We start from the raw sequence: 18,186 nt of genomic DNA on the forward strand, positions 1-18,186 counted from the left end.
ATGCCCAACACACCCGCGCCCGGCGCCGGTTCGTCCGTCACCCGGACACCCACCAGCCTCACTCAGGGCGCCGCCTCCAAGGGCGGCATCGGCGAGTCCACGCTGCGCCCTGACGGCATCCTGAAGGTCACCGGCGAATTCGCGTACTCCTCGGACCTGTGGCACGAGGACATGCTGTGGGGCTACACGCTGCGCAGCACCGTCGCGCACGCCGAGATCCGCTCCATCGACACCTCGCAGGCGCTGGCCACCTCGGGCGTCTACGCGGTGCTCACCTACGACGACCTGCCCACCGAGGTGAAGAACTACGGCCTGGAGATCCAGGACACCCCGGTCCTCGCCCACGGCAAGGTCCGCCACCACGGCGAGCCGGTGGCGCTGGTCGCCGCCGACCACCCGGAGACCGCGCGCCGCGCCGCCGCGAAGATCCGCGTGGAGTACGTCGACCTGCCGGTGATCACCGACGAGGCGTCCGCCACCGCGCCCGGTGCCGTCCTGGTCCACGAGGGCCGCGAGGACCACCACATCGGCCATGTCCCGCACCCCAACATCGTCCACCGCCAGCCCATCGTGCGCGGCGACGCGGACGCGGGGGCGGCCCGCGCCGACGTGGTCGTCAGCGGCGAGTACGTCTTCGGCATGCAGGACCAGGCGTTCCTCGGCCCCGAGTCCGGCCTGGCCGTGCCCGGCGAGGACGGCGGCGTCGACCTCTACGTGGCCACCCAGTGGCTCCACTCCGACCTGCGGCAGATCGCGCCGGTCCTCGGGCTGCCGGAGAAGAAGGTCCGGATGACGCTCTCCGGCGTCGGCGGCGCCTTCGGCGGCCGTGAGGACCTGTCGATGCAGATCCACGCCTGCCTGCTGGCGCTGCGCACCGGCAAGCCCGTCAAGATCGTCTACAACCGCTTCGAGTCCTTCTTCGGCCACGTCCACCGCCACCCCGCCAAGCTCTGGTACGAGCACGGCGCGACCCGCGACGGCAAGCTCACCCACATCAAGTGCCGGATCGTGCTGGACGGCGGCGCCTACGCCTCCGCCTCCCCGGCCGTCGTCGGCAACGCCGCCTCCCTGTCGGTCGGCCCGTACGTCGTCGAGGACGTCGACATCGAGGCGCTGGCCCTCTACACCAACAACCCGCCCTGCGGCGCGATGCGCGGCTTCGGCGCGGTCCAGGCGTGCTTCGCCTACGAGGCGCAGATGGACAAGGTCGCGGCCGAACTCGGCCTGGACCCGGTCGAGTTCCGTCAGCTCAACGCCATGGAGCAGGGCACGCTCATGCCGACGGGCCAGCCCGTCGACTCGCCCGCGCCGGTCGCCGAACTGCTGCGCCGGGTCAAGGCCCGCCCGCTGCCGCCCGAGCGCCAGTGGGAGGTGGCCGGGGGAGCCGCCGACGTACGCGCGCTGCCCGGTGGTCTGTCCAACACCACGCACGGCGAAGGCGTCGTACGCGGTGTCGGCTACGCGGTCGGCATCAAGAACGTCGGCTTCTCCGAGGGCTTCGACGACTACTCCACCGCCCGGGTGCGGATGGAGGTCATCAACGGCGAGCCGGTCGCGACCGTGCACACCGCGATGGCCGAGGTCGGCCAGGGCGGCGTCACCGTGCACGCCCAGATCGCCCGCACCGAACTCGGCGTCACCCAGGTCACCATCCAGCCCGCCGACACCCGGGTCGGCTCGGCCGGTTCCACCTCCGCCTCCCGGCAGACGTACATGACCGGCGGCGCGGTGAAGAACACCTGCGAAGCCGTACGCGAGAAGGTGCTGGAGACCGGCCGCCGCAAATTCGGCACCTACCACCCGGCGTGGGCCACCGCCGAACTCCTGCTGGAGGGCGGCAAGGTCGTCACCGACGGCGGCGAGGCGCTGGCCGACATCGCGGACGTCCTGGAGGACGAAGCCGTCGACCTGGAACTGGAGTTCAGGCACCGCCCGACCGTCGCGTTCGACCTGCGCACCGGACAGGGCAACGGCCACGTCCAGTACAGCTTCGCCGCGCACCGCGCGGTGGTCGAGGTCGACACCGAACTGGGCCTGGTCAAGGTGGTCGAACTCGCCTGCGCCCAGGACGTCGGCAAGGCGCTCAACCCGCTGTCGGTCGTCGGCCAGATCCAGGGCGGCACCACACAGGGCCTGGGCGTGGCGGTGATGGAGGAGATCATCGTCGACCCCAGGACCGCCAAGGTCCGCAACCCGTCCTTCACGGACTACCTGATCCCCACGATCCTCGACACGCCGACCATCCCGGTCGACGTGCTCGAACTCGCCGACGAGCACGCGCCCTACGGCCTGCGCGGCGTCGGCGAGGCGCCCACGTTGTCGTCCACTCCCGCGGTCCTCGCGGCGATCAGGAACGCGACGGGGCTGGAGTTGAACCGGACCCCGATCCGGCCGGAGCACCTGACCGGAACCTAGGCGGCCGGGGGGCTCCCGTCCCCCGGTCCCCCTTTCTTGTTCGTCTCGGGCCGTCCCCCGGGTCGTGCAGGCCACGCAGATCCCAAATCCCGTACACCGCGTACGAGTGCCCCTGTGAACCTTGGGAGTTGGCACCATGACCCAGACGCCAGTAGAGCCGCGGACGGCGGCGGAGGACGCGGGCGAAGGCTCGCGACAGCCCGCCGGGAGATCCTGGCTCGACCGGTACTTCCACATCTCGGCCCGAGGCTCGTCGATCCCCCGCGAGGTCCGCGGCGGCATCACGACCTTCATGGCGATGTGCTACATCCTGCTCCTCAACCCGCTGCTGCTGTCGGGACCCGACGTGGCGGGGCACAAGCTCAGCCACGCCGCGCTGATCACCGCGACGGCGCTGGCCGCCGCCGTCTCCACCCTGCTGATGGGCTTCGTCGGCAAGGTGCCGCTCGCGCTCGCGGCGGGGCTGAGCGTGGCCGGGGTGATCTCCACCCAAGTGGCTCCGAACATGACCTGGCCGCAGGCTATGGGTATGTGCGTGATCTACGGCGGCGTCATCGTGCTGCTGGTGGTCACCGGGCTGCGCGAGATCGTCATGAACGCGATACCGCTGGCGCTCAAGCACGGCATCACCATCGGCATCGGCATGTTCATCGCGATGATCGGCCTGGTCAACGCCGGTTTCGTCGGCAAGGGCGACCCGCACGGCACGGCGCCGGTCGCCCTCGGCGCCGGCGGCCAGCTGCGCGGCTGGCCCGTGCTGCTCTTCTGCGTGACCCTGCTGCTGATCTTCATGCTCCAGGCCAGGAATCTGCCGGGCGCGATCCTGATCGGCATCGTGGCCGGCACCGTCCTGTCCGTGATCGTCAACGCGGCGGGCGACCTCACGGCGGCCGACTGGGGAGGCAGCGCGCCCAAGCTGGAGGGCAGCGCGGTCTCGATGCCGGACTTCGGGCTCTTCGGCCATGTCGAGTTCGGCGGCTGGGGCTCGATCGGCGGTATGACCGTCGGCGTCATCGTTTTCACTCTGGTGCTCGCCGGGTTCTTCGACGCGATGGCCACCATCATCGGCGTCGGCACCGAGGCCGGGCTCGCCGACGACAAGGGCCGGATGCCGGGCCTGTCGAAGGCGCTGTTCGTCGACGGCGCGGGCGGCGCGATCGGCGGCGTCGCGGGAGCGTCGGGGCAGACCGTCTTCATCGAGTCCGCGACCGGCGTCGGCGAGGGCGCCCGCACCGGCCTGTCCTCGGTCGTCACCGGCGTCCTCTTCGCGCTCGGCCTGTTCTTCACCCCGCTGGCCCAGATCGTGCCCGGCCAGGTCGCCGCCGCCGCGCTCGTCGTGATCGGCGCGATGATGATGAGCAACGCACGGCACGTCGACTGGTCCGACCGCGCCGTGGCCGTACCCGTCTTCATGACCGTCGCCCTCATGCCGTTCACCTACTCCATCACCGCGGGAGTCGGCGCCGGGGTCGTCTCGTACACCGCCATCAAGGCCGCGCAGGGCAAGTGGCGCGAGCCGGGGCTGTTCATGTGGATTCTCACGGCCGTCTTCGTCGTCTATTTCGCCCTGCACCCGATCGAGGGCTGGCTCGGCGTCAAGTGACCGCCGGGCAGAGCGAGTTGTAGGAAGAAGGAGCTGGAACGCCATGCTGGACATCGCTGACGAGTTGTACCGCTGGTGCGGTCTCGGGCGTCCGTTCGCCGTCGCGACGGTCGTCGCGACCGGCGGCAGCGCCCCGCGCCAGCCCGGTGCGGCGCTCGCCGTCGACGGCGGCGGCGACGCCATCGGCAGCGTGTCCGGCGGGTGCGTGGAAGGCGCGGTCTACGAGCTGTGCCGGGAGGTGCTGGCCGCGGGCCCCGACGCGGCCGCGGTCCTCCAGCACTTCGGCTACTCCGACGAGGACGCCTTCGCCGTCGGCCTGACCTGCGGCGGCGAGATCGACATCTTCGTGCAGCGGATCGACCCCGCGGTACGGCCCGAGGTCGTCGCGGCGCTGGCCGCGGCCGTCTCCGGCGAGGCGGCGGCGGTGGCCCGCGTGGTCGAGGGCCCGGCGGAGCTGCTGGGCCGGGCGCTGCTGGTCCGCGAGGCCGAAGGCGCCGGTGCGTACGCGGGCTCGCTCGGTGACGACGAGCGGGACCGTACGGCGGCGGCCGAGACCCGCGCGCTGCTGGCCGCCGGGCGCACCGGGACCGTCGTGATCGGCGCGGACGGCAGCCGATGCGGCGCGCCGCTCACCCTGCTGGTCGAGGCCAGCGTGCCGCCGCCGCGGATGCTGGTCTTCGGGGCGATCGACTTCGCGGCGGCGCTGGTACGGGCGGGCAAGTTCCTCGGCTACCACGTGACGATCTGCGACGCGCGGCCGGTCTTCGCCACCGCCCGCCGCTTCCCCGAGGCCGACGAGGTAGTCGTCGACTGGCCGCACCGCTACCTGGAGGCAGAGGCGCGGCAGCGGCGGCTGGACGGCCGTACAGCGGTCTGCGTCCTCACCCACGACGCCAAGTTCGACATCCCCCTGCTGGAGCGGGCGCTGCGGCTGCCGCTGGCCTACATCGGCGCGATGGGCTCGCGCCGCACCCATCTCGCGCGCCTGGACCGGCTGCGCGACACCGGGGTGACCGAACTCGACCTGGCCAGGCTCCACTCGCCGATCGGCCTCGACCTCGGCGCCCGCACGCCCGAGGAGACCGCCCTGTCGATCGCCGCCGAGATCGTCGCCCACTCGCGCGGCGGCTCCGGCGCCCCCCTCACCGGCGCCCGCACCCCGATCCACCACGAGCCCAAGACCCCGTCCCGCCGCCTGGGCTCCCCGGCCGCGTAGCGGCCACCGGCCCGCCGAGACCGGGTGCGGGTCCCGATCGGGACCCGCACCCGGACCTCGCCGCACCGCCGTTGCGGGGCCCGGGCCCAGGGCGGCCCGAACTCCTGTTGGCGGTGTCGGTCAGCGTGCTTTGAGCGGCGCCTGGACGACCGGGGGCAGTTCCACGATGTCCGAGGGGTCCGGGGCGGGACCGCCGGGCATCTGGCCGGGATGGTCGACGACGCCGGTCGTCACGCGGGCGAAGGAATCGGAGAAGTCGCTCTCTCCGTGCCAGTCGACGCGGTCGCCGCGGTAGGTGTACGTGCTCGGGTCCAGGATGAGGTACTCGTGCGTTCGTTGCCGATCGTGGAAATCGAAGGCGATGGCGAGTCCCGGCCGACCGGCCGCGTCTCGCATCGGCGTGCTGACCAGCGTGGTTCCGGGGATCAGCGCCAGCGCGTGGTAAAGCGCGGCGTTGATCCGGGGCGGGACGGTCGATGCGGTCCGCAGAATGTGGAGGATCCTGGTGAACTGCGCTGCGGGTGTGACGGCCGGGGGCCGTTCACCCAGGCTGTGGAATATTCCGTAGGTGGGGGCCGCGCCCGGCTCTTCTCCTGAACTGTTGAAGAAGGGGTCAGTACTCACCCGCCTGAGGAGCTCGTGGGGATCGGTGGGCAGTCGGGACAGAACCTCGCGGGTCTCCCGCGGATGGTCCCCGACCTTCCCCGAGCGGAAGGGGGTGAAGACATCGCGCACCTGGACGGCAGTGCGGTTTCCTGACGCCAATGACTTGCCGACCGACGCGCTCTTGAGACCGTCGTACCGGTACCAGGACCGCTCGTGCCCGCACGTCGTCACGCAGACAACATCGTCCGTGTACAACCACTGGTGGAGACCCGGCTCCTTGCCCGGACCCTTCGCGGCGTTGTCCGCGGCGGCGTCCAGCACCTGGGCGACCGTCATGGCGTGTACCGGCCGGGGCTGCGCTCCCCGGACGGAGGAGGTCGCGACGATCGTGGTGGCCGCCACGCCCGCGGCCAGGCCCGCGAACGCGGTCCGACGTACGGCGGGACGTGCGAGGATTCCGCGGGCGGCCACCGGCAGCTTTGGTCGGGGTGCCCGCTCTGTTTCCCGCTGTTCGGCTCGTGCCTGTTCCAGTAGGGCCAGCTCGGCACCGAGGCGTTGCTTGAATCCGACCGGGGTGTTCATCGGGTGACCTCCGTGAGGGGGGAATCGAATGCGGCGGACGGGGTGGTGGATTCGGCACGCAGGGCGGCGCGGGCGCGGTGCAGGCGGACCCGGGCGGTCGCCTGGGAGATCCGGAGCACCTTCGCGGCCTCCTTGGTCGTGAGACCGTCGACAGCGACGAGGTCGATCACCGCGCGCAGCGGCTCGGAGAGCCCGGCGTGCCGGGCGAGCAACTCCCTGGCCGCCCATTCGGCGTCGATGCGCTCCTCGAAGCGCTGCATGTCCTGCTCGTCCAGCAGCCGCCGACCGCTGACCGCGGCCACCGCGTCCCGCTCACGTACCGCGCGGCGGGCATGCGCGGCCGTGGTGTTGCGGGCGATCCCGTAGAGCCACATGAGGTGCGTGCCGCGCCTGGGGTCGTAACCCTCGAATGCCTCCAGCGCGGCCACGAAGACGTCGGCGGTCAGGTCGGCGGCCAAGTGCCGGTCGGTGGTTCTCCGGGTAATGAAGCCGAGAACGGCGTCGAAGTGCGCCTCGTACACCTCGCCGAACGGGGTTCGGTTCCGTCCGGGCTCGTGCGTGGGTATCTGCACGCGGGGACCTCCTGTGCTGTCTGCCACCTGTCACCCATCACTTGGTTCGGGGACCGAAAACCGTTTCTTCCCGCAGGTCAGGGTGGTCAGTGGCTCGGCCGTCGCGCGCACCGCCCGCACCGCCCGCCCGCCGTCGCGGACAGCAACTGTCCGCGACGGGCCCTAGCGTAGGAGCCATGCTCACGCCGCTCGACCGCCGCACTCTCAACCGGACCCTGCTCGCGCGCCAGCTGCTGCTGGACCGGCGGCGGACGGCCGCCGAGGACGCCGTCGCCCATCTGCTCGGACTCCAGTCGCAGCACCCCACCTCGCCCTATCCGGGCCTGTGGACCCGGCTGAACGGCTTCCGCTTCGACGAGTTGGGCACGCTGCTCACCGAACGCGCGGTGGTGCGCGTCGTCTTGATGCGCGGCACCGTGCATCTGGTGACGGCGGCGGACGCGCTGCGGCTGCGGCCGTGGATCCAGCCGATGCTGGACCGGGGATTTCGCGGCTCGCAGTGGGCGGCGGGCGCCGCGGGCGTCGACCGCGCGGAACTGGTCGCGCACGGCCGCGAGGCGCTGGCCGAACGGCCGCTGGGACCCGCCGAGTTGCGTACCGCGCTGAGCGCCCGCTGGCCCGACGCGGACCCCGCCTCGCTGGTCAACGCGCTACGGGTGTGGGCGCCGCTGGCACAGGTGCCGCCGCGCGGGCTGTGGGGCGCGAGCGCCCAGCCCGCCTACACCCTGCTGGACGACTGGCTGGGACAGCCGATGGCCGACCCCGCCGCGACCGCCGCGGAACCGGCCGCGCTGGTCCGCCGCTACCTGGCCGCGTACGGCCCCGCCACCCCCGCCGACATGCAGAAGTGGTGCGGACTCACCGGCCTCAAGAAGGTCTTCACCGCGCTGGACTGCCGGACCTACACCGCCGAGGACGGCAGGGAGCTGTACGACCTGCCGGACGCGGAACTCACCGACCCCGCCACCGAGGTCTCCGCGCGCTTCGTCGCCGACTTCGACAATCTGCTGCTCTCGCACGCCGACCGCACCCGCGTCCTCGCCGACGAGCACCGGCCGCGGGTGATGACCGTCAACGGCATCATCCGCGGCACGGTCCTGGTCGACGGATTCGTCGGCGGCACCTGGCGGTTCGAGCGCGCCAAGGACACCGCGGCCGTCGTCGTCGCGCCCTTCGCACCGCTGCGCCCGGCCGACCGGGACGCGCTCGACGCGGAGGGTCTGCGGCTGCTGGCCGCCTCCGACCCGCGGGCGCGGACGCCCGAGGTGCGGTTCGAGCGACCCGCTGGGTGAGGCGGCGCGCTGCGACCGCTCAGCGCGCCGCCTCGAACGCCCGCCCCGCCGCCGTCTCCACCGGACCGCTGTGGAACAGCCCGCTGCTCGGCTTGCTGTCGTCGGCGGGCAGCCCGAACCAGGCGTACCGCTGGAGCCACGGCAGCCCGTCGAGCATCTTCGTCGCGGCCGTCACGAAGGCGGCCTGCTGGCTGTCGGTCGGGAAGCGGACGCCGTTGGCGAAGTCGATCAGTGCGAATTCGGTGAGCCAGATCGGCTTGTTGTACCGGTTGTGGACCGCCGTCAGATACGACTTGAGCTGGGAGACCGCGTTCGGCGTCGTGAAGTCCCCGCCGTACCAGTGCAGGGCGATGAAGTCGACGCGGTAGCCGCGCTGTTGAGCCCCCGACATGAACCGGTCGAGCCAGCCGCCGGCCGTGTCGCCGCCGTAGGCGACCGCGGGACTGCCGAGCACCTTGCCGTTCGCCATCAACTTCGGCCACAGCGACAGCGCCTGATCGACCGTCATGTTCGCCTGGCCGCCCATGTCCGGCTCGTTGAAGCCCAGCAGGTACGGACCCGCCGCCTTCGCCTGCGCCAGCGCCGTCGGACTCGCGCTGTCACCGCCCCAGATCATCGGCACGAAGCCGGGTCCGCTGATGCCGCCGTGCGTCGTGGACCACGTGTAGTACCAGCCCGCGCCCGACCGGTCGAGCGCGGTGCTCACACCGGGGAAGGACCACACCCCGACGCCCTTGCGGACCGAGGAGACCGGCGCGACCGGCGGCGGCGCCGCGGGCGGCGGCGCGTGGGTCGTCGGCGTGGGCTTGCGCGGCGGCTTCGTCGTCGGCTTGGCGCCGGTCCTCGTCGCGGACGGCGTGGGGGAGGGGGAGGCGGTCGTGGCGGGCGCCGAGATCGTCACCGAAGGACGGATCGGCGTGCTGTCGGCGGTCGGGGTGCCGGGGGACCGGTCGGCCGACAGGTGCACGGCCAGCAGCGCTCCGGCCGCCACCGCCGCGACCGCGCCCATCGCGGCGGCCGGGACGCTCAGCGGACCGTGCAGCAGCCTGCCGCGGATTCCCCGGGGCGCACCGCTCCGCCGTGGGGGGCGGTGTCGCGGAGCGGTGCGCGGGGCCGCCGCTTGGGGAGCGGCCTGGGAGGGGGGTATCGGGGAGTGCGCGGGCGGCGGGCCCGCGGGGCCGGTGTGCGGGGGCGCCGCCGGGGCGTGCCCGCCGAAGGGCGCGCTGAACGGCATCCCGAGCGGTACCGGCAGCAGCGGCAGCCCGCTGAGCAGCCGGTCCATCGGCAGCAGCGTCCGGCCGCGCTGCCCGCAGTCCGGGCAGCCGCGGATGTGCCGCGCGAAGCGCTTGCGCCACAGCGGGCTCGGCACACCGTCCCAGCCGCCGGTCACATGCGTGAGACCCGCGCAGCCGCCCGCGTCGCCGAGCGCGCGCACCACCGTGCGCGAGGTTTCGAGCTGTTCCTTCATCCGCTGGACCTTCACCGCGGCGTGCTGCCGGGTCAGGCCCAGGGCGTCGGCCAGCTCCGAGCGGCCGAGGTCGCCGGTCTCCTCCAGCCACCACAGCGCGAGCAGCGTACGGTCGTCGCGGTCCAGCCAGCGGGTGGCCTCCGCGATCTCCCGGCGCTGGTCGGTCAGCCCGAGCCGCAGGATCGTCACGGCGGCGAAGTCCGAGGCCGGGTCCGGTATCAGCTCCGCCGCGTCCAGGGCGGTCTGCTGGTGCCACGCCGCCTTTCGCGCCTGCTCGCGGTCGCGCACCTGGCGGACCGCGATGGCCACCAGCCAGGAGCGGAACGCCGCCGGGTCGCGCAGGTCGGACAGGCCGCGGACCACTCGCAGCAGCGTCTCCTGCACCACGTCGTCCACGTCGTCGTGCCCGTCCAGGGCGCGCCCGACGATGTTGTAGACCAGCGGCAGGCACTCCGCGACCAGCCGGTCGAGTGCCGCCTGGTCGCCCGCCCGCGCGGCACTCACCAACGCGGGGTCGGGACCGACCCGGTCGCCTGCGCGCATGCTGCTCACACTCCGTCCTGGCCCGGACTCCGGCCGGGTGACACGTATCTGCCCTCGGACAGGAGACGCTGCCACGACCAGGGGGATAACAGAAACCCGCCGGCCCCCCGGACTTCCCGCGCGGGGAGGTCCGGGGGGCCGGCGACCGGACGGCGGGCCGGGCCCCCGGTCCGGGGTCCCGGCCGCGCCACCGGATCAGGAGGACGGCACGGTGTCCGTGAAGGTGGTGCCCGCCGTGCGGTAGGCCGCGACCTGGGTCTGCACCTGGGCGGGCGTCAGCACCTGGTCCTTGAGGAAGTACACGTAGTCGACCTGCTGGTTGTACGAGCGCGGGGTGTTGCTCGTCTGGCCCGCGAGGTCGATCAGCCAGTGGTTGAAGTCGATCCACTGCGGCGTCTCGGGCAGGTACGGCTCGCCGTGCTGCGCGACCTGGTTGCCGTCGATGTAGTAGGTGATGTTCGTGTTGTCGATGGTGATCTGGAGGTTGTGCCAGCCGTCGAGGCTGCCGTACTGCTGGCCGTGGGTGTTGACCGCGTTCCACGGGTCCGGGTTGTAGGTCTCCCAGGACGTCTCGTACATGATGTTCTGGGTCTCGCCCCAGCCGCCGTTGGGCAGGTACTCGAAGTCCTGCTCGCTGTAGTTCGGGTCCATCGGCGCGTTGAGCGGCGTGAAGGTGAAGAAGGTCTGGTTGACGTGGTCGCCGTCGGGGCCGCCGGTCGGTGTGTCGTTGAACTTGACCCGGGCCGCGTAGGTGCCGTTCTTGAACTTCCTTGCGGTGGTCTGGAGTTCGGTCTCCTTGGTGCCCGCCGCCGTGCCGTCGGTGGTGAGCCGCAGATTCATCACCTTGTTGCTCGCGCCGTCGGCGACGAAGGTCACGTCCTGCGGCGACCAGGTGGCGCCGGCCACACCGGGGCCGCCCTGACCGGACTTGACCGTCCAGCCGTGCTGCTGCACGGCCGGGTCGGAGCTGGAGGTGTAGGTGAAGTCGTCGAACATCGCGGGACCGGTCGGGTTGCCGGTCGGCGGGGTGGTCGGGGGAGTGGTGGGCGGGTTGGTCGGGTCGTTGCCCGCGGGCGCGGTGCCCCAGACCACGGCGCCGCTCTTCTGCACCGTGACCTTGTTCCAGTTCGCGTACGCCGTCTGCGAGCCGTTGAAGGAGTAGTCGTCGGACTGCGTGAGGGTCTGCCAGTCGGCGCGGTAGAACCGCAGTTGCATGTCACCGGTGTTCTGACCCGGCGTCAGCGAACCCGCGCCCGAAGTGAAGCCGATCTCCAGGTAACGGTCCGCGGTGGCCGTCGGATTGGCCAGCGTCCCGAAGGTGCCGGTGATGTTGCCGCAGCCCTTGACCGCCCACGAGCACGCGAAGCGGTAACTGACGTTCGGGCCGTCGGACTTGAAGTAGTACCGCACGGTGACGGTGTTCAACGGCACCGTGGTGCTGCCGGTGTTGGTGACCTCCAGCCACGGCTCCGACTGGTCGGCGGTGGCGCCGGAGGCGCTGGTGCGGTACTGCGCGCTCAGCGAGTCCTGCGCCGCCGAGGCGGGCATCGCGGTGAGCGCGGCGCAGGCGAGACCGGCCGCCGTACAGACGGCCATCGCCGTACGGACGCGGGTCGACATGCGGAACTTTCCTGACACGGTGATCCCTTTCCAGAGGGGGGTGATGGTGCGGGACTACTGGGAGATGGTCCGGGGAGAGGTGGTGCGGGAGGTGGCTCGGGGGGTGTGCGGCGGGACCGCGGGGTGCGGAATCGTCCGGTGGGCGATACCCAGCGCCGCCAGCCGGTCCTCGTGCCGGAGCAGGGCGGGCAGGAAGTCCGTCGACCAGTCGCCCGCCGGATTCCAGGCCCGGTCGGCGAGCGCGCACAGCCGGGGGAAGATCAGGTACTCGGCGTGTTCGGCGGTCGGCACGAATTCGCTCCAGAGCTGCGCCTGCGTGCCCAGCACCCGTGCCGCCGCGGCCGGTTCCCAGTCGGCGGGTACGGTCTCGCCGCCGTGCACGGCCCGCAGGTCGACGATTCCGCCCGCCTGGCCGAGCGGTTCACCGGGCTGTTCGGTCTGCGGGTAGTCCAGATACGTGGAGCGGTGCGGCGCCATGATCACGTCGTGGCCGCGCCGGGCGGCGGCCAGCCCGTGGTCGGTGTCCCGCCACGGCATCACGGTGAACTCCGGCGGCAGCGTGCCCGAGTCCTCCGCCCAGCACAGCGGGCGCCGCCCCGCCTCGATCAGGAAGTCGCCGATCCGCCCGAGGAACCAGCCGCGCAGGTCCTTGGGCGCGGCCAGGCCCAGCTCCGCCGCGCGCCGCCGCGCCGCCGGGCTCTCCTCCCACTCGGTGACCGGGCACTCGTCGCCGCCGATGTGCACGTACGACGAGGGGAACACGTCGAGCACCTCGCCGAGCACGGTGCGGCAGAAGTCCAGCACCTCGTCGTGGACGCCGAGGATGTTGCGGCACACACCCCACTCGGTCCACACGTCCAGCTCGCGCCCCGGCACGTTCCCCAGGTGCGGATAGGCCGCCAGCGCCGCGCGGGTGTGCCCCGGCATCTCGATCTCCGGCACCACCGTGACCCCGCGCTCGGCCGCGTAGGCGACCAGCGACCGCAGCTCTGCGGTGGTGTACGCCCCGGCGTGCGGCAGGTCGTCGAACCGGCCGCTGCCCGAACGCCCGATCATCGAGCGGGGCCTGGCCCCGCCGACCTCGGTGAGCCGGGGGTAGGCGGCGACCGGCATCCGCCAGCCCTGGTCGTCGGTCAGGTGCAGATGCAGCACGTTCAGCTTGTGGAACGCCAGCAGGTCCACGAAGCGCCGCAGGAACGACACCGGCTGGAAGTGCCGGGCGACGTCCAGCATCATGCCGCGCCAGCCGAACCTCGGCACGTCGGTGACCTGCACGCACGGCATGCGCCAGGCGACCCCGCTCTCCGGGCGCTCCGACAGGGCCTGCGCGGGCAGCAGTTGACGGATCGTCTGCACACCGTGCAGCAGCCCGGCCGGCCTGGCCGCCCGCAGCAGCACCGCGTCGGGCCCGACGGTCAGGCCGTAGCCCTCCGCGCCGAGACCGCCGAGTTCGGGGTCGAGCGCGAGCACCACCCGGCCGGTGGGCGAGGGCCGCAGCGGCAGCCCGGTGGCGGGCGCGAGCAGCGTACGCAGCAGGTCCGCCGCGCCCTGGGCGCCGTCGCTCGCCCGGACGGACGTGGTCGCGTCGAAGGTGAAGTGGCCGGGGATACGGGCGAGATGGGAGGGGTGCGGAATGATCACAGCGGCTCCAGTGGGGGCGGCGGGGGTCGGCGGTCGACGGCGTCGAGCGAGGTGACCTGGGAGCGGGCGCGGGGAGCGGGCGTGGGGAGGGAGCGTGGGGAGCGGTCGCGGGCAGGGGGCGCGGGGAGCGGTCGCGGGGTCAGCCCTTCACGGCGCCGGCGGTCATTCCGGTGGTGACCCGGTTCTGGAGGACGAGGAAGACCAGCAGCACGGGCAGCATGAACAGCGAGGAGGCGGCCATCGTGGCGCCCCAGTCGGTACCGAAGACATTGCTGAACGAGGAGAGCCAGACCGGCAGCGTGCGGGCGTCCTGGTTCTTGATGATCAGCGTGTTGGCGAAGGCGAACTCGTTCCACGCCGTGATGAAGCCGAACAGCGACGTGGACAGCAGGCCGGGCGCGAGCAGCGGGAAGGTGACCCGGCGGAACGCCTGCGGCCTTGTGCAGCCGTCCACTTGGGCGGCCTCCTCCAGTTCCACCGGGATCGCCGCGAGGAAGCCGCGCAGCGTCACGATCGTGAACGGCAGCGTCGTCATGAAGTAGACCAGCGTCAGCATCGACAGCTTGTCGAGCATGTCGGTGTCCCGCGCGATCACGTACATCGGGATCAGCAGCGCCTCCCACGGCGCCATCTGCGCGGTGAAGACCAGCAGGATGAAGGCCCGCCGGCCGCGCCAGCGCATCCGGCCGACCGCGAAGGCCGCCAGCAGCGCCACCACCAGCGACATCAGCACCGCGCCGAGCGTCACGGTCAGGCTGTTGCGCCAGAAGGTGCCGAAGCCGTCGGCGTGCATGGCCGTGCGGAAGTGCGCGAAGGTGGGGTGCAGCGGCAGGAAGGACGGGGTGTCGGCCTGGATGGCGGTGGTCGGCTTGAAGGCCGTGATCACCATCCAGTAGACGGGGAAGGCGGCGACCGCCAGCGTGAACAGCGCGGCCAGATTGAGCGGCAGCCGCCGCAGGGACCCGCGGCCCGGCCGCTTCCGACGGCCCGCGCCGCCCGCGCCGCCCGGTCCGCCCGCGCGCGGGGCCTTACCAGTTGCGGTGAACGTGCTCACTGCGCGCCCTCCTCACGGAACATCCGGCGCAGGTTGAAGACCAGCACGCCGAGCAGGATCAGGACGGTCAGCGTGGAGACCGCGGACCCGAGGTCGTACTTGTGCAGGGACTGCGCGATCTGGAAGGCGTAGACCGGCAGCGTGGTGGTCGCCCCGTTGGGACCGCCCTCGCTGATCACCCAGATCTGGGCGAAGCACTTGAAGCACCAGATCACCTCGAGGGAGGTGATCAGCGCGAACAGCGGGCGCAGCATGGGGAAGGTGACCAGCCGGAAGGTCTGCCAGGCGCCCGCGCCGTCGATCCTGGCCGACTCGTACAGCTCCGCCGGGATCGTGGTGAGGCCGCCGTAGAGGGTCAGCGCCGCGAACGGCACGGACTGCCAGACCACCAGCGTCACCAGGATCGCGAAGGTCGAGCCGCCGTGCGCGAACCAGGTGTAGTCGCGGTACGACTCGAAGCCCAGCTTTACCAGTAGCCAGTTGACCACTCCGAAACGGGACTGGAACAGCCACTGGAAGATCGTGGTGGCCGCGATCACCGGAGTGGCCCAGGCGAGGACCAGACCGCTCATCACCGCGAGCCGCATCCGCTTGCCGAGCTTGACGAGCATCAGCGAGACGAGCGTGCCGAGCACCATGATCAGCACGACGTTCAGCCCGGTCCACCACAGGGTGCGGCGGACCACCGTCCAGAACTCCGGATCGTCCAGCACCGTACGGTAGTTGGCGAAGCCGACCCAGGTGGCGCCGCCGCGGATCAGCTCGCCGAGGCCGAAGTGCTGGAACGACATGACGGTGTTTCTGACCAGCGGGTAGACCAGCAGGAAGGCCGTGCCCACCACGGTGGGGGCGACCAGCAGATACGGCCAGACCGCGGCGAGCGGGCGGCGGCGGCGCCGGCGTTCGCGGGGCGGCGGTGGCGGTTCCGCGACGGCCGGCCGTGAGGCGGCGTTGGGAGCGGTGAGCACGGCGGTTCTCCTCGGGGCGCTGATCGGACGCTGTCGGGCGGACGCGGATCAGATAGGGAGCGGGCGGGGCGTGGCCGGTCAGGAGGCGGTGTTGAGGGCCTTGGTGACGGCCGCCGAGGCCGTCTTGCCCGCCGCGTCCGGGTCGCTGCCGGTCAGCACCTGCGTCATGTACTGCTTGATCGGGTTGTTGGCCTCGACCGCCGCCCAGTTGGGCGAGTTGGGCGTGGCATGGCCGTTGGCCGCGCCGACCGCCATCACCGAGGCGCCCTCGTTGCCCGCCAACACCCCCGCGAGCGAGGTGCGGTTGGGCACGTAGCTCATCTCCTTGGCCATGTCCGTCTGCCACTTGGTGCCCGCGAGCGCCTTGACCACCTCGTAGGCGAGCGCCTGGTGCCGGGACGCCTCGGGGATCACCAGGTCGGAGCCGCCGGTGAAGACCGCGCCCGGCTTGTCGGCGGTCTTGCCGGGGATCGGGAAGAAGCCGATCTTGTCCTTCATCGCGGGATTGGCCTTGACGATGGCGTCGGCGCCGCCGGGCACCGAGATGATCTGCGCGCTCTTGCCCTTGGCGAAGACGTCGGCCTGGAGCGGCTTGGCCTCGTCGGAGTCCTTCGGGCCCTTGCCGAGCGCCTGGAGCCGCTTGTAGAACTCCATGCCCGCCTTGGCCTGCGGGGTGTCCAGCGCGCCCTTCCAGTTGTCGCCGTCCTGGACCGCCAGGTCGCCGCCCTCGTCCCAGATGAATCCGGCCAGCGCGTACCAGGTCTGGCCCGGCAGGTAAATGCCGTCGTTGCCCCCGGTGTTGAGCTTGGTGGTGTCCTGGATCCACTCGTCGCGGGTCTTGGGCGGCGCGGCGATGCCCGCCTTCGAGAAGAGGTCCTTGTTGTAGATCACGACGCGGTTGGCCGCGTACCAGGGGATGCCGAACTGCTTGCCGTCGATCTTGCCGGGGTCGGCGAGGCCGGGAATCCAGTCGGCGCCCTGGAGGTCGGTCACCTTGTCGGTGAGGTCCTTGACGCCGCCGCTCGCCGCGTACTGCGCGACCTGCGTGTTGCCGACCTCCATCACGTCGGGTGCGTCGTTGCTGGCCAGCGCGCTGGTGATCTTCTGGCCTATGCCGTCCCACTCCTGGATCTGGATGTCCAGGGTGGTGCCCTTGTGCCCGGCCTCGAAGTCGGACCTGAAGCGGCTGAGGAAACCGTCGGACATGCTGCCGCGCATGATCCACACGGTGAGCTTGGCGGGAGCCGGCGTCTTGGCGGAACCGCCGGTGCCGCCGGAGTCACCGGAGCCGCCGGATCCGGAGGAGGAGCCGCACGCGGAGAGCGCGGCGACGGCGAGGACGAGCGCCGCGGCGCCGGGAACGAGTCTGGATCTCACGGGGATGTCACCTCGGGCAGGGAGCGAACAGGACTTACCACTTGCCAACTGGTCTAGTGCTGGTCAGTGAAAATGGCATAGACCACTGAGCACGTCAAGAGTTCGCGCACCCGTCGCCCGCCGACCCGCCGTCCGCCGCGCACCCGCCACACGCAGGCCGTATACGAATGAGGCCCCCGAAAGCCAGGTGGCAAGGAGCGCTGGCATACTGGTCAGCATCTGGATAACCTCAGCTCACCAGCACGTCGCATGAACCCACCGGCACGTCCCCCGAACTCAGCAGCACGTCATACGAACTCACCCGCACGACGGCGGCACACCGGTGACCCGTCGGCGGCAGGAAGGTGCCCCCCATGGCCAGCGAGCCGCCGCGCTCGGCGCTGAAACGCGAACGGGTCCGCGACTACCTGATGGAACTGGTCGAGTCGCGCGCGCCCGGCGACCCGATCCCGTCGGAGCGCACCCTGTGCGAGCAGCTCGGCGTCTCCCGCCCCACGCTCCGCTCCGCCGTGGACGAACTGGTCACCACGGGACTGCTGGTCCGCGAACACGGCCGCGGCATGTTCGTCGCCCGCGCCAAGATCACCCAGGAGCTGGCGCTCGACGGCCAGGCGCACCGCCTCCCGCAGGCGTCCGGCACCTGGGCCAGCCGCGTCCTGGAGTTCACCACCGTGCAGGCGGGCGCCCGCGTCGGCCGCAAGCTGCACATCTCCCCGGCCGCCGAGATCACCTACATCGCCCGGCTCCGGCTGGTCGACGACGAGCCGATGGCCATCGAATACCTGCACGTCCCGGCCGACCTCGTGCCCGGCCTCCACGCGGCGGACATGGAGTCCGGCGACTTCTACGACTTCCTGCGCGCCCGGCACGGCGTCCACGTGCACGAGGCCGTCCAGTCCATCGAGCCCACCGTGACCAACGACGAGGAGGCCCGGCTGATCGGCGTGCCCGTCCTGTCACCGGCGCTGCTCTTCGAACGGCTCACCAAGGACGCCACCGGCCGCCCGGTGGAGTACGTCCACTCCGTCTACCGCGGCGACCGCTACCGGATCGTCTCCCGGCTGGCCCTCGGCGACGCCGCGCCCGCGACCGCGCAGTCCGCCGACCGGCACCACCCGGGCATCCCGCCGGGCGACCTCGCGGGGCGCGGGGACGTGACGGCGCAGATGGTGGGGGAGGTGCAGCCCGCGGGCTGAGGCCGGGGGCGTACGTGCTCAGGGTGCGCCGCG

At 71.8% G+C, this 18,186-nt stretch carries 13 protein-coding genes; 5 read left to right on the top strand and 8 right to left on the bottom strand.

Annotated elements, in window-relative coordinates:
- From ABZX65_RS15490 to ABZX65_RS15500, 3 genes are all read left to right on the top strand, one after another.
- The gene (locus ABZX65_RS15490) at nt 1-2,415 is read left to right on the top strand and encodes a molybdopterin cofactor-binding domain-containing protein (protein ID WP_355338875.1); all 2,415 of its coding nucleotides are present in this window, start codon (nt 1-3) and stop codon (nt 2,413-2,415) included.
- Between the two features lie 136 nt (nt 2,416-2,551).
- Nucleotides 2,552-4,018, top strand: a complete 1,467-nt coding sequence (locus ABZX65_RS15495; protein WP_355338878.1) for an NCS2 family permease — start codon at nt 2,552-2,554, stop codon at nt 4,016-4,018.
- A gap of 43 nt (nt 4,019-4,061) precedes the next feature.
- The gene (locus ABZX65_RS15500; RefSeq protein WP_355338881.1) at nt 4,062-5,234 is read left to right on the top strand and encodes an XdhC/CoxI family protein; all 1,173 of its coding nucleotides are present in this window, start codon (nt 4,062-4,064) and stop codon (nt 5,232-5,234) included.
- 120 nt (nt 5,235-5,354) lie between these two features.
- Here the strand turns inward: ABZX65_RS15500 and ABZX65_RS15505 are convergent, their stop codons facing one another.
- Together ABZX65_RS15505 and ABZX65_RS15510 are read right to left on the bottom strand one after the other, a co-directional pair.
- Complete coding sequence (locus ABZX65_RS15505; protein ID WP_355338884.1) at nt 5,355-6,422, bottom strand: CU044_5270 family protein; 1,068 nt, start codon at nt 6,420-6,422, stop codon at nt 5,355-5,357.
- Nucleotides 6,419-6,994 carry an RNA polymerase sigma factor gene (locus ABZX65_RS15510; RefSeq protein WP_355338887.1) on the bottom strand — a complete coding sequence of 192 codons (576 nt, stop codon included), beginning with the start codon at nt 6,992-6,994 and terminating at the stop codon, nt 6,419-6,421. Before ABZX65_RS15510 ends, ABZX65_RS15505 begins: the two co-directional genes overlap by 4 nt.
- A gap of 176 nt (nt 6,995-7,170) precedes the next feature.
- Here ABZX65_RS15510 and ABZX65_RS15515 point away from each other — a divergent pair, with 176 nt between their 5' ends.
- The gene (locus ABZX65_RS15515) at nt 7,171-8,286 is read left to right on the top strand and encodes a winged helix DNA-binding domain-containing protein (RefSeq protein ID WP_355338889.1); all 1,116 of its coding nucleotides are present in this window, start codon (nt 7,171-7,173) and stop codon (nt 8,284-8,286) included.
- Nucleotides 8,287-8,305: 19 nt separating this feature from the next.
- Here the strand turns inward: ABZX65_RS15515 and ABZX65_RS15520 are convergent, their stop codons facing one another.
- The 6 genes from ABZX65_RS15520 to ABZX65_RS15545 form a co-directional block, all read right to left on the bottom strand.
- Nucleotides 8,306-10,297 (bottom strand): sigma-70 family RNA polymerase sigma factor, encoded by a 1,992-nt coding sequence (locus ABZX65_RS15520; RefSeq protein WP_355338892.1) that lies wholly within the window; start codon nt 10,295-10,297, stop codon nt 8,306-8,308.
- Between the two features lie 195 nt (nt 10,298-10,492).
- Entirely contained in the window at nt 10,493-11,917 is a 1,425-nt protein-coding gene (locus ABZX65_RS15525; protein ID WP_355338895.1) for a cellulose binding domain-containing protein, read from the bottom strand.
- A 54-nt stretch (nt 11,918-11,971) separates the two neighbouring features.
- Complete coding sequence (locus ABZX65_RS15530; protein WP_355339479.1) at nt 11,972-13,555, bottom strand: beta-N-acetylhexosaminidase; 1,584 nt, start codon at nt 13,553-13,555, stop codon at nt 11,972-11,974.
- A 142-nt stretch (nt 13,556-13,697) separates the two neighbouring features.
- Nucleotides 13,698-14,447: a carbohydrate ABC transporter permease gene (locus ABZX65_RS15535; RefSeq protein WP_355339482.1), complete on the bottom strand. Its 750-nt coding sequence runs from the start codon at nt 14,445-14,447 to the stop codon at nt 13,698-13,700.
- A gap of 161 nt (nt 14,448-14,608) precedes the next feature.
- The gene (locus ABZX65_RS15540) at nt 14,609-15,472 is read right to left on the bottom strand and encodes a sugar ABC transporter permease (RefSeq protein WP_355339485.1); all 864 of its coding nucleotides are present in this window, start codon (nt 15,470-15,472) and stop codon (nt 14,609-14,611) included.
- Between the two features lie 186 nt (nt 15,473-15,658).
- On the bottom strand, nt 15,659-16,957 hold the full coding sequence (locus tag ABZX65_RS15545) for an extracellular solute-binding protein (protein ID WP_355338898.1): 1,299 nt from the start codon (nt 16,955-16,957) through the stop codon (nt 15,659-15,661).
- Between the two features lie 353 nt (nt 16,958-17,310).
- Here ABZX65_RS15545 and ABZX65_RS15550 point away from each other — a divergent pair, with 353 nt between their 5' ends.
- Entirely contained in the window at nt 17,311-18,153 is an 843-nt protein-coding gene (locus ABZX65_RS15550) for a GntR family transcriptional regulator (protein ID WP_355338901.1), read from the top strand.
- Nucleotides 18,154-18,186 lie beyond the last annotated feature (33 nt).

The organism is Streptomyces sp. NPDC003300 (assembly GCF_040610915.1).
GTDB lineage: Bacteria > Actinomycetota > Actinomycetes > Streptomycetales > Streptomycetaceae > Actinacidiphila.

What these genes read in the sequence shown, in the direction of transcription:
- ABZX65_RS15515 (WP_355338889.1), top strand. Translation starts at nt 7,171, where the DNA reads ATGCTCACGCCGCTCGACCGCCGCACTCTCAACCGGACCCTGCTCGCG.
- ABZX65_RS15500 (WP_355338881.1), top strand. Translation starts at nt 4,062, where the DNA reads ATGCTGGACATCGCTGACGAGTTGTACCGCTGGTGCGGTCTCGGGCGT.
- ABZX65_RS15490 (WP_355338875.1), top strand. Translation starts at nt 1, where the DNA reads ATGCCCAACACACCCGCGCCCGGCGCCGGTTCGTCCGTCACCCGGACA.
- ABZX65_RS15505 (WP_355338884.1), bottom strand. Translation starts at nt 6,422, where the DNA reads ATGAACACCCCGGTCGGATTCAAGCAACGCCTCGGTGCCGAGCTGGCC.
- ABZX65_RS15535 (WP_355339482.1), bottom strand. Translation starts at nt 14,447, where the DNA reads ATGGTGATCACGGCCTTCAAGCCGACCACCGCCATCCAGGCCGACACC.
- ABZX65_RS15520 (WP_355338892.1), bottom strand. Translation starts at nt 10,297, where the DNA reads ATGCGCGCAGGCGACCGGGTCGGTCCCGACCCCGCGTTGGTGAGTGCC.
- ABZX65_RS15550 (WP_355338901.1), top strand. Translation starts at nt 17,311, where the DNA reads ATGGCCAGCGAGCCGCCGCGCTCGGCGCTGAAACGCGAACGGGTCCGC.
- ABZX65_RS15495 (WP_355338878.1), top strand. Translation starts at nt 2,552, where the DNA reads ATGACCCAGACGCCAGTAGAGCCGCGGACGGCGGCGGAGGACGCGGGC.
- ABZX65_RS15525 (WP_355338895.1), bottom strand. Translation starts at nt 11,917, where the DNA reads ATGTCGACCCGCGTCCGTACGGCGATGGCCGTCTGTACGGCGGCCGGT.